The sequence below is a fragment of the Gracilibacillus ureilyticus genome, from assembly GCF_900111195.1.
GTDB classification, from domain to species: Bacteria; Bacillota; Bacilli; order Bacillales; family Amphibacillaceae; genus Gracilibacillus; species Gracilibacillus ureilyticus.
In genome coordinates this window covers 93,488-110,463 of record NZ_FOGL01000009.1, presented here as the reverse complement: position 1 = coordinate 110,463, position 16,976 = coordinate 93,488, and the positions used below count along the sequence as shown (strand labels likewise).

At 38.8% G+C, this 16,976-nt stretch carries 15 protein-coding genes and 1 riboswitch; of the genes, 12 read left to right on the top strand and 3 right to left on the bottom strand.

Annotated elements, in window-relative coordinates; all coding sequences use genetic code 11:
- Window positions 1–45 precede the first annotated feature (45 nt).
- Window positions 46–876, bottom strand: a complete 831-nt coding sequence (locus BMW36_RS10275) for a bifunctional 5,10-methylenetetrahydrofolate dehydrogenase/5,10-methenyltetrahydrofolate cyclohydrolase (RefSeq protein ID WP_089740796.1) — start codon at window positions 874–876, stop codon at window positions 46–48.
- 45 nt (window positions 877–921) lie between these two features.
- Window positions 922–1,006, bottom strand: a riboswitch (ZMP/ZTP riboswitch).
- 307 nt (window positions 1,007–1,313) lie between these two features.
- Between BMW36_RS10275 and tig the strand changes: the two genes are divergently transcribed.
- From tig to yihA, 4 genes are all read left to right on the top strand, one after another.
- The gene (tig, locus tag BMW36_RS10270; protein ID WP_089740795.1) at window positions 1,314–2,600 is read left to right on the top strand and encodes a trigger factor; all 1,287 of its coding nucleotides are present in this window, start codon (window positions 1,314–1,316) and stop codon (window positions 2,598–2,600) included.
- 310 nt (window positions 2,601–2,910) lie between these two features.
- A complete protein-coding gene (clpX, locus tag BMW36_RS10265) occupies window positions 2,911–4,188 on the top strand; it encodes an ATP-dependent protease ATP-binding subunit ClpX (protein ID WP_089740794.1) in 1,278 nt (425 codons plus the stop codon).
- 352 nt (window positions 4,189–4,540) lie between these two features.
- The gene (gene lon, locus BMW36_RS10260; RefSeq protein WP_089740793.1) at window positions 4,541–6,874 is read left to right on the top strand and encodes an endopeptidase La; all 2,334 of its coding nucleotides are present in this window, start codon (window positions 4,541–4,543) and stop codon (window positions 6,872–6,874) included.
- Window positions 6,861–7,445, top strand: a complete 585-nt coding sequence (gene yihA, locus BMW36_RS10255; protein WP_089740792.1) for a ribosome biogenesis GTP-binding protein YihA/YsxC — start codon at window positions 6,861–6,863, stop codon at window positions 7,443–7,445. The genes lon and yihA overlap by 14 nt, the downstream gene beginning before the upstream one ends.
- 56 nt (window positions 7,446–7,501) lie before the next feature.
- On the opposite strand, the gene BMW36_RS10250 is transcribed toward yihA, so the two are convergent.
- Window positions 7,502–7,981 carry a LiaI-LiaF-like domain-containing protein gene (locus BMW36_RS10250; protein ID WP_089740791.1) on the bottom strand — a complete coding sequence of 160 codons (480 nt, stop codon included), beginning with the start codon at window positions 7,979–7,981 and terminating at the stop codon, window positions 7,502–7,504.
- Window positions 7,982–8,242: 261 nt separating this feature from the next.
- Between BMW36_RS10250 and hemA the strand changes: the two genes are divergently transcribed.
- The 8 genes from hemA (at window position 8,243) to BMW36_RS10210 (ending at window position 16,624) form a co-directional block, all read left to right on the top strand.
- Window positions 8,243–9,595 (top strand): glutamyl-tRNA reductase, encoded by a 1,353-nt coding sequence (gene hemA, locus BMW36_RS10245; RefSeq protein ID WP_089740790.1) that lies wholly within the window; start codon window positions 8,243–8,245, stop codon window positions 9,593–9,595.
- A 17-nt stretch (window positions 9,596–9,612) separates the two neighbouring features.
- Window positions 9,613–10,431, top strand: a complete 819-nt coding sequence (locus tag BMW36_RS10240) for a cytochrome C assembly family protein (RefSeq protein ID WP_089740789.1) — start codon at window positions 9,613–9,615, stop codon at window positions 10,429–10,431.
- Between the two features lie 20 nt (window positions 10,432–10,451).
- Window positions 10,452–11,387, top strand: a complete 936-nt coding sequence (gene hemC / locus BMW36_RS10235; protein ID WP_089740788.1) for a hydroxymethylbilane synthase — start codon at window positions 10,452–10,454, stop codon at window positions 11,385–11,387.
- A complete protein-coding gene (locus BMW36_RS10230) occupies window positions 11,384–12,151 on the top strand; it encodes a uroporphyrinogen-III synthase (protein ID WP_089740787.1) in 768 nt (255 codons plus the stop codon). The genes hemC and BMW36_RS10230 overlap by 4 nt, the downstream gene beginning before the upstream one ends.
- A gap of 5 nt (window positions 12,152–12,156) precedes the next feature.
- On the top strand, window positions 12,157–13,131 hold the full coding sequence (gene hemB, locus BMW36_RS10225; protein WP_175480413.1) for a porphobilinogen synthase: 975 nt from the start codon (window positions 12,157–12,159) through the stop codon (window positions 13,129–13,131).
- Window positions 13,132–13,146: 15 nt separating this feature from the next.
- Entirely contained in the window at window positions 13,147–14,439 is a 1,293-nt protein-coding gene (gene hemL, locus BMW36_RS10220; RefSeq protein WP_089740785.1) for a glutamate-1-semialdehyde 2,1-aminomutase, read from the top strand.
- A 117-nt stretch (window positions 14,440–14,556) separates the two neighbouring features.
- Window positions 14,557–15,558 (top strand): stage VI sporulation protein D, encoded by a 1,002-nt coding sequence (gene spoVID, locus BMW36_RS10215; RefSeq protein WP_175480412.1) that lies wholly within the window; start codon window positions 14,557–14,559, stop codon window positions 15,556–15,558.
- 58 nt (window positions 15,559–15,616) lie between these two features.
- Window positions 15,617–16,624, top strand: a complete 1,008-nt coding sequence (locus tag BMW36_RS10210; protein ID WP_089740783.1) for a phosphotransferase — start codon at window positions 15,617–15,619, stop codon at window positions 16,622–16,624.
- Here BMW36_RS10210 and BMW36_RS10205 read toward each other — a convergent pair.
- The gene (locus tag BMW36_RS10205) at window positions 16,621–16,809 is read right to left on the bottom strand and encodes a hypothetical protein (protein ID WP_089740782.1); all 189 of its coding nucleotides are present in this window, start codon (window positions 16,807–16,809) and stop codon (window positions 16,621–16,623) included. The genes BMW36_RS10210 and BMW36_RS10205 overlap by 4 nt on opposite strands.
- Between the last annotated feature and the right edge of the window lie 167 nt (window positions 16,810–16,976).

Below are 16,976 nucleotides of genomic sequence, written 5' to 3'. Positions count from 1 at the left end.
GGTGGGGGGTTTAAAACCCCCGCTGAGTAATAGTATCAGGTTTTTTTATTTTTCTGCTGACAGGACGGTGTGCTCAAGCAGTGTAGCTATTGTTACAGGACCAACACCACCCGGTACAGGAGTAATTGCACTGGCAACTGCCAGACATGATTCTTCATCCACATCACCAATATTTCCTTTGTTGTAACCTGCGTCAAGCACTACTGCCCCTTCTTTGAGCCATTCTCCTTTAATAAACCTCGGTTTCCCTACAGCGCCAACCACAATATCGGCAGTTTTCAAGATCTCTTGTAAGTTTTCCGTTTGGGAGTGACATGTAGTCACTGTTGCATCCTCATTCAGTAAGAGCGCAGATACCGGTTTACCTAAAATGGGGCTTCTACCCACAATTACGGCATGCTTTCCTTTAATTGAAAGATTGTAATAGTTTAAAATTTTTAATATAGCTGATGGAGTGCAGGATGGGAAATTACCAAATCCGAAAGCTGTTTGTCCGTATCCTCTGCTTGTAACACCATCTACATCTTTTTCAATCGAAATTGCTTCAAATGCTTGACGTTCATCAATGTGGTCAGGGACAGGATGCTGAAGTAGAATACCGTGAACAGAAGGGTCGCTGTTGAGCTCATCAATCTTTCTGATCAGTTGTTCAGTGTTTGTTTCAGCAGGTAAGTGAATGCTTATAGAGTTAATTCCCAATTTCTCACATGCATTTCCTTTCATTTTCACATAGGTTTTCGATGACGGGTTATCTCCGACTAAAATAGTAGCAAGGCATGGGGTGATATTTCTCTCGGATAGCACTGCGATGCGGTCTTTCAGATTTTCTTTAATTTCTTTTGCAACAATCGTTCCATCTAGCATAACTGGTTTCATATAATCCCTCCTGTAATATAAAAAGAGATAAGAACAATTTGTTCTTATCTCTGCCCAGACGACCCGACTTATACGAAGTACAGCTCCCTTGTGGTTATTTCCACAAATGTCGTCAGTTGCTGCACCTTTATATTTATCCAAATAATAACATATACATCTCTTTTGTCAAGATGAAAATCGAATGAGGATTATATAGGAAATAACGTGAATTGCGTGCTACCTGATGGGAAGTACTTGCTTTTTCCATCCTTATATAGTAAATTCCATGTAGGAATGAAATCACACAATAAATCCAGATGCACGTCATATTATAATTATTGAAAGCATGCACATTTATGTTATAATAAGATGGTTGCAATTTGCGTTCGGTCTAATGAAATGTATTTTATGAATGAACGTCAAATATACAGATTTATTTATGTTGGAGGGAAATTAGTATGACAGCAAAATGGGAGAAACAAGAAGGTAATGTCGGCGTACTTACAGTAGAAGTGGACGCAGATAAGTTTGATAAAGCACTTGACCAAGCTTTTAAGAAAGTGGTTAAACAAGTTCAGGTTCCCGGGTTCCGTAAAGGGAAAATGCCTCGCGGCTTGTTTGAAAAACGCTTCGGTGTTGAGTCACTTTATCAAGATGCAGTAGATATTATTCTGCCTTCAGAATATACAAATGCGATTGATGAAACTGGTATCGAGCCGGTTGATCAGCCGGAAGTTGATATCGAGCAAATTGAAAAAGGGAAAAATCTTATCTTCACTGCAAAAGTTACTGTGAAGCCTGAAGTAAAACTAGGTGAGTACAAAGGCCTGGAAGTGGAAGAAGAAAGCACGGAAGTAACAGATGAAGATGTAGAAAACGAATTAAAACAACTGCAGGAACGCCAGGCAGAACTAGTTGTTAAAGAAGAAGGCGAAGTAGAAAATGGGGATACTGCGGTAATCGACTTTGAAGGCTTTGTTGACGGAGTAGCATTCGAAGGCGGTAAAGGTGAAAACCATTCATTAGAAATAGGTTCTGGTTCTTTCATCCCGGGATTTGAAGAACAACTTATTGGTAAAAAAGCAGGAGAAGATAGTGACGTTAATGTTACTTTCCCTGAAGAATACCATGCAGAAGACCTAGCTGGTAAGGATGCAACATTCAAAGTGAAAATTCACGAAATTAAAGCGAAAGAATTACCGGAATTAGATGATGAATTCGCAAAAGACGTGGATGATGAAGTAGAAACTTTAGATGAATTAAAAGAAAAAACAAAGACACGTCTTCAGGAGCAAAAGGAAACAGAGGCAGATAACAACAAGCGTGAAGTCTTAATCCAGCAAGCTTCTGATAATGCAGAAGTGGATATCCCGGAAGCAATGGTACAGTCAGAACTTGATCGTATGCTTCAGGAATTTGAACAAAGATTGCAAATGCAAGGGATGACACTTGACATGTACTTCCAATTCTCAGGTCAGGATGAGGACGCGTTGAAAGAACAAATGAAAGAAGATGCTGGTAAACGTGTAAAAACTAACTTAACATTAGAAGCAATTGCTGTAGCGGAAAATGTAGAAGTAACGGAAGAAGATGTTGAAAAAGAACTAGAATCAATGGCTTCTATGTACAAAATGGAATTAGATCAAATTAAACAGGCTCTTGGTGGAAACACTGCCGGTCTGATGGATGATCTTAAATTCAGAAAAGCAATTGATGTCCTTGTAGATAACAGCAAAACTAAATAATTACTTATAGAAAACAAGGTGCGAAAACGTGCCTTGTTTTCTCTCCATTAAGACATATAGCCAGATGTGAAATTTTTGCGTTTTGAAATAGAATCACATTATAATACATATACTACATATTATATTTACATGGTTGTAAATCGAACCATTTGTGTTTTACATAAAAGGCTGATAAGCTAAAACAACATAACAAACAGCATGAAAAGGTATTTTACTTTTTTATTTTGTTACAATTTGATATGATTGGCTAAAGATAAGGAAATGCCACCATATCGAGAAACATGATATTTTTGAACAAGGGGTGAATGGCATGTATAAGTTTAATGAGGAAAAAGGTCAGTTAAAATGTTCATTCTGTGGAAAAAGTCAAGACCAGGTCCGTAAATTAGTTGCAGGGCCAGGCGTTTATATATGTGATGAATGTATAGAATTGTGCACGGAAATTGTGGAAGAGGAATTAGGAACAGATGAAGAAGTAGAGTACAAAGATGTTCCAAAGCCACAGGAAATTTGTGACATACTTGATGATTATGTAATCGGACAGGACAAAGCGAAGAAAAATCTTGCTGTTGCCGTTTATAACCACTACAAACGAATTAATACACCGAAGTCAAAAGACGAAGTAGAACTTTCCAAAAGTAATATTGCGATGATCGGACCGACTGGTAGCGGGAAAACGTTACTTGCCCAAACACTAGCGCGAATTTTAAATGTTCCGTTTGCGATTGCCGATGCAACGTCACTTACGGAAGCTGGCTATGTTGGGGAAGATGTGGAAAACATCCTGCTGAAATTAATACAAGCTGCTGATTACGATGTGGAAAAGGCGGAAAAAGGGATTATCTATATTGATGAGATCGATAAAGTTGCCCGTAAATCAGAAAATCCGTCTATTACTAGGGATGTATCTGGTGAAGGAGTACAGCAAGCGCTGCTAAAGATACTGGAAGGTACAGTAGCAAGTGTACCGCCACAAGGTGGAAGAAAGCATCCTCATCAGGAATTCATTCAGATAGATACAACCAACATTTTATTTATTTGCGGTGGAGCATTTGATGGTATTGAACAAATCATTAAACGCCGTCTTGGTAAAAAAGTGATTGGTTTCGGTGCAGAAGCGGATAATCAGGAATTGGATAAAGCGACACTATTATCAAAAGTCCTTCCAGAAGATTTATTGCGTTTTGGTTTAATTCCGGAATTTATCGGTCGTTTACCGGTTATCGGAAGTCTGGAACCGCTTGATGAACCGGCACTTGTTGAAATTTTAACAAAACCGAAAAATGCTTTGGTGAAACAATACAACAAACTGTTTGACATGGATGGCGTAGAGCTGGAATTCGAAGAAGACGCACTGAAAGAAATTGCGAAAAAAGCTATCGAACGCCAAACAGGGGCACGTGGTTTACGTTCCATTCTGGAAGGGATTATGTTAGATGTAATGTTTGAGCTTCCTTCACGTGATGACATTCAGAAATGTGTTGTGACAAAAGAAACCGTTATTAATGAGAACGGGCGTCCGAAGCTGATTCACGAGGATGGATCAGTCATTGAAGATGGTAAACAGTCTCCAAAAGAAAGTGCATAATAATGAAGAACAAAGAATCCCTTGTATCCTGCAAGGGATTCTTTTACACTGTAAGTAAAAAGTGTGTGTTTATTATCGGAAATTGGTAAAAATATTAGTGGTGAAGTAAACAGACATATTACAAATACATAACAATTTACAAAGAACCGTATTTTCTTTAAACTAGTTAGAATAGAGAAGCAACTTTTAAGTCACAATGAACCATGTATGAATCATTGTAAAAAATAGGCACAACTTATTATGATATAATAAATTAACCGTGCGCCTTTACTGTAAAATAGAATGAATCAAATGTTACAGTATTATTTTCACATCTTAAAAGAACTGCTAGTAATTTTGTTGGAGGTGCCAAATGACAGAAACAAATTTTATACATATACCTTTATTGCCGTTAAGAGGATTAATTGTTTTCCCGGGAATGGTCATTCACTTGGATGTAGGTCGGGAAAAATCTATCCAGTCATTAGAAAAGGCCATGCTCAATGACCAGAAAATCTTCCTTGCAGCTCAAAAAGAAAGTGCCATTGATGAACCTGCAGTGGAAGATATCCAGGATATTGGTACGATTGCAAAAGTAAACCAGATGTTAAAACTGCCGAATGGAACGATGCGCGTATTAGTAGAAGGACTGCAGCGAGCGCGTATTGAGAAATTTATTAATAAAAAGAAGCAGTTTTTTGTAGAAGTGGAAGTTCTCGAAGATGAGCATGAAAATCCTCGGGAAGAAGAAGCACTAATGAGGACATTGCTTGAGCAATTTGAAAATTATTCAAAGATATCAAAAAAAGTTACAAAAGAGACATTAGCCAGTGTTGTGGACATTGAAGATCCCTCCCGCTTCTCTGATGTAATTGCTTCACATATAACATTAAAGATGTCTGATAAACAAGGTGTGCTGGAAACGGTCAGTGTCAAAGCAAGACTGAGAAGGCTGCTCGATATTATTTCTAATGAAAAAGAAGTACTGGAATTAGAACGCAAAATCGGACAACGTGTAAAAAAATCAATGGAAGAAACTCAAAAAGAATATTACCTGCGGGAACAGATGAAGGCAATTCAGAAAGAGCTCGGAGACAAAGATGGCAGAAGTGGCGAAATTGCAGAACTGAAGAGACAGTTAGAAGAAAAGGATTTGCCGAAGCGAGTAGAAGAAGTCGCACTGAAGGAATTAGACCGGTATGAACGGGTACCTCAAAGTTCTGCCGAAAGCTCGGTTATCCGTAATTATATTGACTGGATTCTTTCCCTGCCATGGTATGAAGAAACAGAAGATAACCTGGATGTCCAGCATGCAGAAAAGGTGTTAGATGAGGATCACTACGGGCTTGAAAAAGTAAAAGAACGGGTGTTGGAATATTTAGCTGTTCAGCAGTTAACTAACACAATAAAAGGGCCTATTCTCTGTTTAGCGGGACCGCCGGGTGTTGGGAAAACTTCACTGGCAAGATCTATTGCCCGTTCAATTGACCGGAACTTTGTCCGTATTTCTCTTGGAGGGGTAAGAGATGAAGCAGAGATTCGCGGACACAGACGGACATATGTTGGTGCAATGCCTGGACGTATTATCCAGGGGATGAAGAAGGCGGGAACGGTTAATCCTGTTTTCCTTCTTGATGAAATTGATAAAATGTCCAACGATTTTCGTGGAGATCCTTCGGCAGCCATGCTGGAAGTACTCGACCCTGAGCAAAACAATACGTTTAGTGATCATTATTTAGAAGAGACCTATGATTTATCGAATGTTATGTTTATCGCAACAGCAAACAACTTAGCAACAGTACCGCGTCCTTTGCTTGACCGGATGGAAATCATCTCCATCCCTGGCTACACAGAACATGAGAAGCTGCACATTGCCAAAGAGCATTTGCTGCCAAAGCAAACCAAAGAAAATGGACTGCAGAAAGGTCAGCTTCAATTACGTGATGAAGCATTACTCAAATTAATCCGTCGATATACAAGAGAAGCGGGTGTTCGGGGACTAGAACGTCAGTTAGCTTCTGTATGCAGGAAAGCAGCCAAAGTAATTGTTTCCAAAGAAAAGCAGCGTGTTGTTGTTACGGAAAAGCAATTAGAAACAATTTTAGGAAAACCAAGATTCCGTTATGGTTTAATGGAAGAAGAGAATCAAATCGGTGCAGCTACTGGTTTAGCCTATACGTCAGCTGGTGGCGATATTTTATCAATAGAAGTAAGTTTAGCCAAAGGGAAAGGAAAGCTCACCTTAACAGGAAAACTTGGTGATGTAATGAAAGAATCAGCCCAAGCAGCGTTCAGCTATATTCGTTCCCGTGCTGATGAATTGAAAATTGATCCAAACTTCCATGAAAACTTTGATATTCATATCCACGTTCCAGAAGGGGCAACACCGAAAGATGGCCCTTCTGCAGGGATCACCATGGCTACAGCATTAGTTTCTGCACTGACAGGACGACCTGTACGTAAAGAAGTTGGTATGACAGGGGAAATTACGTTAAGAGGTCGCGTGCTGCCGATAGGCGGTTTAAAAGAAAAATCATTAAGTGCCCATAGAGCAGGTATTACAACGATCATCATTCCAGCCGACAATGAAAAAGATCTGGAAGATATACCGGAGAGTGTTCGTGAACAATTAACATTTATTCCAGTCGATCATTTGGACAAAGTGCTGCAATATGCCTTACTGGAGGAGAACAATGAAAGTAAATAAAGCAGAAATCGTTATAAGCGCTGTATCACAGCAGCAATATCCTAACGACCAGTTACCTGAAATTGCGTTAGCTGGTCGTTCCAATGTTGGTAAATCTTCTTTTATCAATAAGTTAATCAATCGCAAAAATCTGGCAAGAACTTCATCCAAGCCTGGTAAGACACAAACACTTAACTTTTACTTAATTAATGATCTCTTTTATTTTGTCGATGTACCAGGTTACGGTTATGCAAAAGTTTCAAAGAAAGAACGGGAAAAATGGGGTAAGATGATGGAAGAATACTTCTCTACCCGAGAAAATTTAAAGGTTACTGCACTTATTGTTGATATTAGACATAAACCAAGCGAAGATGATGTGATGATGTATAATTTTCTAAAACATTATGAATTGCCTGTACTTGTCATTGCAACAAAGCTTGATAAAATTCCGAAAAACAAAAAAGGCACCCATTTAAAAAGAGTGATCGATACACTTGAGATGGACCCTGATGACACCATAATCCCATTCTCTTCTGAAACTGCAGAAGGTAAAGATGATGTATGGCATTTTATTGATCAAATTATAAAATAATCAAAAAACCTGCCCGCAGTGAAATTTGTTGCGGCAGGTTTTTTTCATTTTTCTAATTACTTCCATTTCCATAATAAATATATCCCTAATCCAATCAGTACAACTGGCCAGAATCTTTCCACCCATGCCATGAATTCGTGGATCCACCTGAACCATCCCGGCTGGTTATCAACAAATATTGCAAAAATAGAAAGGACAAGTAATATAAGACCTGGAATAATGCCTTGTTTGGTTTTCACGAACCGAAGCAAAAAAGCAATGGAAACAATCAGTGTATACATTCCCCAGTGATCAATCCAGAATGTATAATGAGTCAGACCGTGAAAATGGATTCCGAGTCCGAATAAAATAACGCCAGGAAAAATACTTTTCTCTTCATTACCTGAAAATGCATGGATTAAGAATGCTGCACCGAGCAAAATTAATAATGTAGGCCAGGAGTAAAAGTCGGTTAAAATCGGGATTTGCAATTCACGCAATAAAAAATAAAGCCCGATTCCAATAAGCAAATAGGCAAGTAGATTATTTTTCTTCATTTTGTATCTCCCTCTAGATTAAAATAATTATTAATTAGTATTAATTCCTTGATTATGCTTGTTGAATATGATAAAGTAACTATGACATTATAAGGGATGTTCAGTTTTAATTGGAACATTTCTAAAAAAGATAGAATTAATAGGATCATTCTAACACAATTTTATGACTACTGTTCATAAAATGATCACGATTTAACAAAGAAAACATGTTATAATATAGACATAAGCGTGTTAGGCGTTTGTTTTTTGGGGGTAGATATTGTGCATATCATAACAGCAGGGATAAATTATAGAACAGCACCTGTTGAAGTGAGGGAAATGCTGGCTTTCCGTGAGGATATGCTCGTTGAAGCAATGACAGAATTAAAAGGTCGTAAAAGTGTACTGGAAAATGTCATTATTTCTACTTGTAACCGCACAGAAATCTATGCAGTTGTCGATCAGCTTCATACAGGTCGTTATTTTTTGAAACAATTTTTAGCAGACTGGTTTGGAATTGAAAAAGACTTATTCGTACCGCATTTAATCATTTATGAAAATGAAGCGGCTGTAGAGCATCTGTTTCGTGTAAGCTGCGGACTGGAATCCATGATTATGGGTGAAACCCAAATATTAGGTCAGGTAAAAGAAGCCTTTTTCCAAGGTCAGACAAATGGCACAACAGGCACGATTTTGAATGAATTGTTTAAACAGGCCATTACGATTGGTAAGAGAAGCCAAAGAGAGACTAATATCAACGAAAATGCTGTGTCTGTAAGTTATGCTGCGGTGGAGTTGGCGAAGAAAATTTTTACAGACCTGCATGATAAACATGTTGTCATCATTGGTGCAGGAAAAATGGGTGAATTAGCTGCAAAGAACTTGTTTGGTTCAGGCGTTAACAAAGTAACGGTTGTGAACAGGACAATAGAAAAAGCGGTACAGTTGGCTGCCCAGTTTGATGGTACGGCCAAATCGACAGAAGAGTTGAGTGATACATTAGTTCATGCAGATATTGTGATAAGCTCAACAGGTTCTGATGACTTTATTATTACGAAAGATAGCTATAAACAAATTGAAAAGAAACGAAAAGGCAGACCGCTCTTTTTAGTGGATATTGCTGTACCACGGGACCTTGACCCGGAACTGTCTCATTTAGATAATGTGTTTTTATATGATATAGATGATCTTCAAACAGTGGTGGATGCCAATCTGGAAGCGAGAAAAGAAGCGGCTGAAGAGATCGAAATCTGGATCGAAGCAGAAATTGTCTCTTTTAATACATGGTTACAAACATTAGGGGTTGTACCAATTATTACTGCTTTAAGAGAGCAGGCGCTGTCCATTCAGCAGGAAACCATGCAGAGTATTGAACGCAAAATGCCTAACCTGACTGACAGAGAACGGAAAGTACTGAACAAACATACAAAAAGTATTGTCAATCAAATGCTGAAACAGCCAATCTTACAAGCAAAAGAACTGGCTGGTCAAAAGGATGCCGAAGAATCATTGGCCTTATTTAAGAAAATTTTTGATTTAGAAGATAAAGTGGAGGAAGATGCGGAAAAAGTGATCTCATTTGAGAAATCAAATGAAAAAGCATACCGCAAATTAAAAAATGTTTCTACACATTAAAAGGATGGTATTCCTTTATGGTTCTTGAAAGATTGCTTCATGAAAGTATGCTGATTTTGTATGCTGTAAGTGTCATTTTTTATTTTATAGATTTTTTATTCCACAACCGGAAAGCGAACAGGATCGCTTTCTGGTTCCTTGCGATGGTTTGGGTTCTTCAAACCATTTTTTTATTAACAGAAATTATTCAAACTGAATCTTTACCAATTCAGACATTTAATGACGGGTTATATACCTATGCCTGGATAGTCGTTACTTTTTCTCTGATGATTCACCGGTTTTTTAAGCTGGAGTTCTTCATGTTTTTTATGAGTGTTTTTGGATTTCTTGTTATGTTAATCCATACATTGCGTTCCGTCCAAATGAATGATTCGAGTCAAATCCCGGGGATGTTAAATGAACTGCTTTACGCTCATATCGTTCTTGCGTTAATCTCTTACGGGTTATTTACGATATCGTTTATTCTGGCATGTTTATATTTAACGCAATACAAGTTTTTAAAAGCTAAAAAGGGTTACAAATGGCTGCGGAGATTTCAGGACCTTGAAGGGTTGGAGAAAAGGGCGTTTCATTTAATCGTCCTAGCGGAACCGCTGTTATTGTTATCCATTATCCTTGGGGTTGTCTGGGCTTATATGACAGAGGCAACTTTCTATTGGGGAGATAGCAAAACAGTTGGCTCTATTCTTGTGTTTATTATATATGCAATGTATTTATACAGCAGAACTCGTGGAAGCTATAGAGGAAAACCAATTCTGTTATTTAATGTCATTGCTTTTTGTTTATTGTTAATTAATTTTTTCTTATTTAATACATTATCGAATTTTCATGTTTAGCATAGAAAGGGGCTTTTACCTTGCGTAAAATTGTAGTAGGTTCAAGACGTAGTAATTTAGCATTAACTCAATCTGAATGGGTGATTGAACAGTTAAAGAAGCATGCAGGAGAAAAGTATTCATTTGAGATTAAAAAAATAGTCACAAAAGGTGACCAGATCCTTAATGTAACATTGTCTAAAGTAGGCGGTAAGGGGCTTTTCGTAAAAGAGATAGAACAGGCGATGTATGACAAAGAAATTGATTTTGCTGTACACAGTATGAAAGATATGCCTGCAGTGATGCCTGATGGTTTGATCATCGGTTCTATTCCCGTTCGTGAGGACCACCGTGATGCGTTTATTTCCAAGGATCATAAAACATTAGAGGAGCTTCCTGCTGGTGCCATTGTAGGGACAAGCAGTCTGCGTCGCGGGTCGCAAATTCTTGCAGAGCGTCCAGATCTGAAAATACAATGGATTCGCGGTAATATTGAGACAAGACTAAGAAAGCTGAAAGAAGAGAACTTTGATGCGATTATCCTGGCTTCTGCCGGTATGAAGAGAATGGGCTGGAGGGAGGATATAGTTACACAGTATCTGGAACCGGAAATTTGTGTACCTGCTGTTGGACAAGGTGCTTTGGCGATTGAGTGCAGGGAAGATGATGATGAATTACTGGATCTGCTGAAAAAGATCAATGATGAATATACGGAGAGAACCGTTACAGCAGAGCGTACATTCTTACACTTGTTAAATGGGGGCTGTCAAGTGCCAATTGGCGGATATGCCTATTTAGATGGTGAGGAAGTCGTGTTGACAGCACTTGTGGCGAGCGGTGATGGTAAGACGGTACTGAAGGAAACGGTAAGAGGGACTGATCCTGTACAAGTTGGCCGTGAGGCTGCGGATCTGTTAAAAAAACAGGGAGCGCAGCAGTTAGTGGATGAAGCTCGAGAAGAGAATGAACAAGGATGACCAAGCCTCTAAAGGGTCAACGGATTTTAATTACAAGACAGGAGCAGCAGGCAGAACCGTTAGCGGAACTTGTGGAGAGTTTCGGCGGGATTGCTTGTATTGCTCCGTTACTTCGCTTTGAACCTATTGTAACAAAGGATCTTGATCTGAAGTTTTTACAACTTGAACAAAACACTGACTGGCTCTTTTTCACGAGCAGTAACACAGTTCGTTTTTTTGAAGTCTATAAAAGGAAGATAGGTATTGCCATTCAGCAGAAGATTGCTTCTGTTGGTGAGAAAACGTCGGCTGCTCTTCACAGTGTTGGCTATAAGGTGGATTTTGAGCCATCAGAATACCGCGGATACACGATGGTAAACGAATTTATCAGCAAATATGGGAAGAATCAGAAAGTAACCATTATATGCGGGGAAAATGCACGGGAAGAGATACCTGAATTATTAAGGGAGAATGGTGTTTCTTTTGATAAATTAGTCATTTATCGTACAATAGAAAATGAACAAGCGGAACAGGTACTTCAGCAATATCTTGCAAACGGTTTGGATGCCTGTACATTTACCAGTCCATCTACTGTAAAAGCTTTTTTGAGATTTGCTGCACCTGAACAAATTGATAAAGTGAAAAAAGAAACAGTGTGTGCCGCTATCGGGAAAACAACAGCAGATGAATTGAGCTCACATGAGTTTAAACATGTAGTTTACCCAGAAAAATATACGATTGAGGCAATGATCTCGTCATTGATAGAACATAAAAAAGGATGGTGAAACAGATGGCAGATTTCAAGCGTCATCGAAGATTACGGAATTCTCCTGTTATGCGGTCATTTGTAAAAGAAACAATATTGAAAACGGATGATCTGGTTTATCCGCTTTTTGTCGTGGAAGGGGATAATGACAGGAATGAAGTTAGCTCAATGCCTGGTGTTTTCCAAATTTCACTGGACCATTTAGATAAGGAGATTGATGAACTGCTTTCATTAGGTATTCCTTCTGTCCTATTATTTGGTGTACCGCTGGATAAAGATGAGACAGGATCCGGAGCATATGATCAGGAAGGTATAGTGCAAAAAGCAATACGCCAAATAAAACAGAAAACCTCTGATTTACTAATCATTGCTGATACATGTTTATGTGAATATACTTCTCATGGTCATTGCGGTGTGATACATAATGGTGATGTCGATAATGATGCTTCTTTACCATTGCATGTGAAAACAGCTATTTCCCAAGCTGAGGCAGGAGCAGATATTATTGCACCATCAAACATGATGGATGGATTTGTTGCAGAAATTCGAAAAGGACTTGATGAGGCAGGTTTTGAAAATGTTCCTGTCATGTCCTATGCCGTAAAATATGCATCTGCATTTTATGGCCCATTCCGTGATGCTGCGGACAGTACACCACAGTTTGGTGACCGAAAAACATACCAGATGGATCCGGCTAACCGGTTAGAAGCTATGCGTGAAGCACAATCAGATATCGAAGAAGGTGCCGACTTCCTTATTGTAAAACCGGCTCTTTCCTATATGGATATCATCCGCGATGTAAGGAATTCCCATCAGGTTCCTGTAGTTGCCTATAATGTGAGCGGTGAATATTCTATGGTAAAAGCAGCAAGCATCAATGGCTGGATTGATGAAAAGGCCATAGTCTTAGAAAAATTAACAAGCATGAAGCGGGCAGGGGCGGATATTATTATTACCTATTTTGCAAAAGATGTAGCAAAATGGCTGAGAGAAGAATAACAGGAGGTACAAAGAATGGTATCATATCAGAAATCAATTGATGCATATAAAGAAGCGGTAGATTTACTGCCAGGCGGGGTCAACTCACCAGTCCGTGCATTCAAATCTGTCGGCATGAATCCCATTTTTATGGACCATGGCAAAGGATCTAAAATCTATGATATTGATGGAAATGAATACATTGATTATGTCCTTAGCTGGGGGCCGTTAATTCTAGGTCATGCAGATGACCGTGTTGTTACAAAACTGAAGGAAGTTGCGGAAAAAGGGACAAGCTTTGGTGCACCTACTTTACTTGAAAATGAATTAGCACAACTTGTTATTGATCGTGTGCCATCTATTGAAATGGTCCGTATGGTTAATTCGGGTACAGAAGCTACGATGAGTGCTTTAAGGCTTGCCAGAGGATATACGGGGCGAAATAAAATATTAAAATTTGAAGGGAATTACCACGGACATGGGGACTCTTTGCTGATCAAAGCAGGCTCAGGTGTAGCAACATTAGGACTGCCTGACAGCCCTGGTGTTCCGGAAAGTGTTGCACAGCATACGATTACCGTGCCATATAATGATATTGAAAGTGTTCGTTACGCCTTCCAGCAATTTGGTGGGGACATTGCCGCAATTATTGTCGAGCCTGTGTCAGGGAACATGGGTGTTGTTCCACCGAAGGACGCTTTCCTGCAGCAGTTGCGTGAAATTACGGAACAAAACGGTTCGCTCTTAATTTTTGATGAAGTAATGACTGGTTTCCGTGTCGGTTATCATTGTGCACAGGGACACTTTGATGTGACACCAGACCTTACATGTCTTGGAAAAGTTATTGGCGGCGGTCTACCAGTTGGAGCTTATGGCGGGAAACGTGAAATCATGGAACGTATCGCACCGGTTGGTGACATCTATCAGGCTGGAACATTATCAGGTAACCCGCTGGCAATGACAGCAGGTCTGGAAACATTAAAAGCTATGACAGAAGAAGAATATGTTGCGATTAATCGAAAAGTAGACCGTTTAGTGCAAGGGTACAGGGAAGCGGCAGATAAGCATGGCATATCTTTGCAAATCAATCGTGCAGGATCGATGGTTGGTGTATTCTTTGCGGACACAGACGTAGTGAATTATGAAACTGCCTCAGGGTCTGATGTCGAGCGTTTTGCAACATACTACAGAGTAATGGCTGAGGAAGGAATTTTCCTGCCTCCTTCACAGTTTGAGGGACTGTTCCTTTCAACTGCACATTCAGATGAAGATATAGAAAAAACGATTCAGGCGGCTGAAAAAGCTTTTGCAAAAATAATGAATAAGTAATGACAGGCTTGTTGATCGAGGAAATCGGTCAACAAGCTTTTTTATTCATAATCCCCTGACCGGAATCATATATTTTAAAGAATGCTAGTTCGTTTGAACATAATGGAAGGGGGAACTATGTTGCAAGATTCTTATACTTTCACATTAAATGAAAACCTCGCTTTTCATCCTGATTACCCGATCAAAGAAATACTAGGAATTGGACTGGAGCCGGTTCTTTCGATTCAGGAGATGGGAGAAACACTTTCTATTAGAGGTGCAATGGAATTAAAAGGGGAATATATTCCGTCTGAAGAAAGAGTGGAGGAAGAGAAAGTCAATGGCCAGGATGTGGAAAGAATTGAAGTGATGTCAGACGATATTTGCGAATTTTTTCATAAATTTGTCATGGATATCACTATTCCAATGGACCGTGTGCATGAGTTAGATTCTGTCACAGTTGATGTAGATCATTTCGATTATGCAATTCATTCGGCAAGATCCTTAAATATTGAAGCAGTTTTAGCGATTAAAGGATTGAGTCAGGAAGCAGATGAAGTTATTACTTCTGAGGAACCAGAACTGCTTACACGTTTTGAATCAGAGGAAGAGACCCGGGAGAAAGCATCAGAGGAAGAGGACAGCTTCCAGTTTACCGTAAATGAGGAGCTGGAGCCGGAAAACTCGAATAGCGAGCCAGATAATGTCGTTCCATTGATTAATGAAGAAACTTCCACAGATGATGACCAGTTAACAGAACAGCGCGAAGATGAGGAACAGGAAGAAATAATGGAAGAGCCCGCGGAAGAACGAGATGAAGACTCATTTATTGATGAAACGGAATCAGACGATCCAGTTGATGTGGAAGAAACTGTGGAAGAAGGAACAGAAGACCGCTTACGGGTACAAGCAAGAGCAGAAACTGATGATACATCCTACTTGCTCAACATTTTCACTGAGGAAGAAGAGATGGCATATACAAGATTAAAATTATATATCGTACAGCCAACCGACCAGCTCACTTCCATCGCAGAGAAATACAATGTAACCCCTAGACAAATAATGAGGACAAATCAATTGGAAGATGAAGATCTATCTTCAGGCCAATTAATTTATATTCCGGTAACAGCTGATGAATAGATAATAAGAATCCCTAAATCAGGGATTTTTTTCTTTACTCTGATAGAGGAGGATACTTATGGAATGGCAGCAAATATTTGATGAATATCAAATCAGGCCAAACTATGTCGAACAAATTTCAGACAAGGTGTATAAACTAATAACAAACACGCAAAATTATTGTTTGAAATTCAGTGCACTAACAAAAGATCAGTTAGGACACTGGTATGCCGTATATCGGTACATTTCAGAAAGTCATGTACTTGGCTTTGTACCTCTCATTTTAACGAAAGAGAATTCTCCATATTATTTAATAGATGATCAGGTAATCATGGTATCACCATGGATAGAAAGTTATCGAGGCGACCGTCCGTCAGATGAATGGATTGCCTCATTCCATGGTCTGGGAAAGTTACATGGTTCCACACTGCAGAACATTGAAGTGAATTATTCGCAGGATCAGTTAACAGAAATAAGCCAATACTTTGAAAATGACCGGAAAAGAAAGAAAGAAGAGTTACTTCAATACATTCGTTATTTTGAATCAAAGAGGTTTATGGCGCCATTTGAATTACAGGCATGTATGCACTACCGGGATTTGGAATGGACTATGCAAATGATGGATAAGTGGCAATATATTTATATGGATCTGTTAAAAGACAATCAAAGCAGGAAAGTTGTATTATGTCATGGGAATATGAAACCATCACACTATACGCTGCTAAATGACAATGCTTACTTTCTAAACTGGGAATATGCACGAATGGACTTCCCTTCCCGTGATCTTTCGGCATATTTAAACAGTCTATTCACATATCATGATTGTGATATGAAGAAGATAAATGAAGGTTTATCGATCTATTTTCAGTACATCCGTTTTCACGATATAGACAAATGTGAATTAATATTTGAATTATTAGATCCAGATCCATATTTGTCTTTACTGACAGAGTATGTGAACAGTACAGAGTCAGATGAAATACGAAGATCCATTCAGCTTGAGAAAAAGTACCGTCAGCTGTTATTTTCGAATCAACTGGAACAATTATTATACCCCCAATTAGAAGTGAACAAGGAAGAAGTTTAGAACCATTCTAGCTGGAATGCAATAAGGATACCTATTAATATACCAAGTAACAATACATCAAAGGTTGTTGGGATAAAAATAGTTCTTACGGATTGGAAAATCACGATCGGCAAGATAGATTTCTCACAAATGATAATACATTCCCGTGCCCATGGCGGTAGTCGGTAACGGTAATACCTGCCCATATAATCACCTCACAGCAAATATGATTGGTAATCCATCATTGGTTTATTTTATGCGAAAATGCTTAAATTTGTGCAATTTATTCATTTATCAGGATAAAAGTTGAAGTAAAAAAAGGGTATTCGAGACTAATGTAGAATATATAAATATAAGTTGACAAATTATAGTA

Excerpts from the sequence above, each read along its gene's own strand:
- BMW36_RS10275 (WP_089740796.1), bottom strand. The coding sequence starts at position 876 with ATGAAACCAGTTATGCTAGATGGAACGATTGTTGCAAAAGAAATTAAA.
- tig (WP_089740795.1), top strand. The coding sequence starts at position 1,314 with ATGACAGCAAAATGGGAGAAACAAGAAGGTAATGTCGGCGTACTTACA.
- clpX (WP_089740794.1), top strand. The coding sequence starts at position 2,911 with ATGTATAAGTTTAATGAGGAAAAAGGTCAGTTAAAATGTTCATTCTGT.
- lon (WP_089740793.1), top strand. The coding sequence starts at position 4,541 with ATGACAGAAACAAATTTTATACATATACCTTTATTGCCGTTAAGAGGA.
- yihA (WP_089740792.1), top strand. The coding sequence starts at position 6,861 with ATGAAAGTAAATAAAGCAGAAATCGTTATAAGCGCTGTATCACAGCAG.
- BMW36_RS10250 (WP_089740791.1), bottom strand. The coding sequence starts at position 7,981 with ATGAAGAAAAATAATCTACTTGCCTATTTGCTTATTGGAATCGGGCTT.
- BMW36_RS10240 (WP_089740789.1), top strand. The coding sequence starts at position 9,613 with ATGGTTCTTGAAAGATTGCTTCATGAAAGTATGCTGATTTTGTATGCT.
- BMW36_RS10230 (WP_089740787.1), top strand. The coding sequence starts at position 11,384 with ATGACCAAGCCTCTAAAGGGTCAACGGATTTTAATTACAAGACAGGAG.
- hemB (WP_175480413.1), top strand. The coding sequence starts at position 12,157 with ATGGCAGATTTCAAGCGTCATCGAAGATTACGGAATTCTCCTGTTATG.
- hemL (WP_089740785.1), top strand. The coding sequence starts at position 13,147 with ATGGTATCATATCAGAAATCAATTGATGCATATAAAGAAGCGGTAGAT.
- spoVID (WP_175480412.1), top strand. The coding sequence starts at position 14,557 with ATGTTGCAAGATTCTTATACTTTCACATTAAATGAAAACCTCGCTTTT.
- BMW36_RS10210 (WP_089740783.1), top strand. The coding sequence starts at position 15,617 with ATGGAATGGCAGCAAATATTTGATGAATATCAAATCAGGCCAAACTAT.
- BMW36_RS10205 (WP_089740782.1), bottom strand. The coding sequence starts at position 16,809 with ATGGGCAGGTATTACCGTTACCGACTACCGCCATGGGCACGGGAATGT.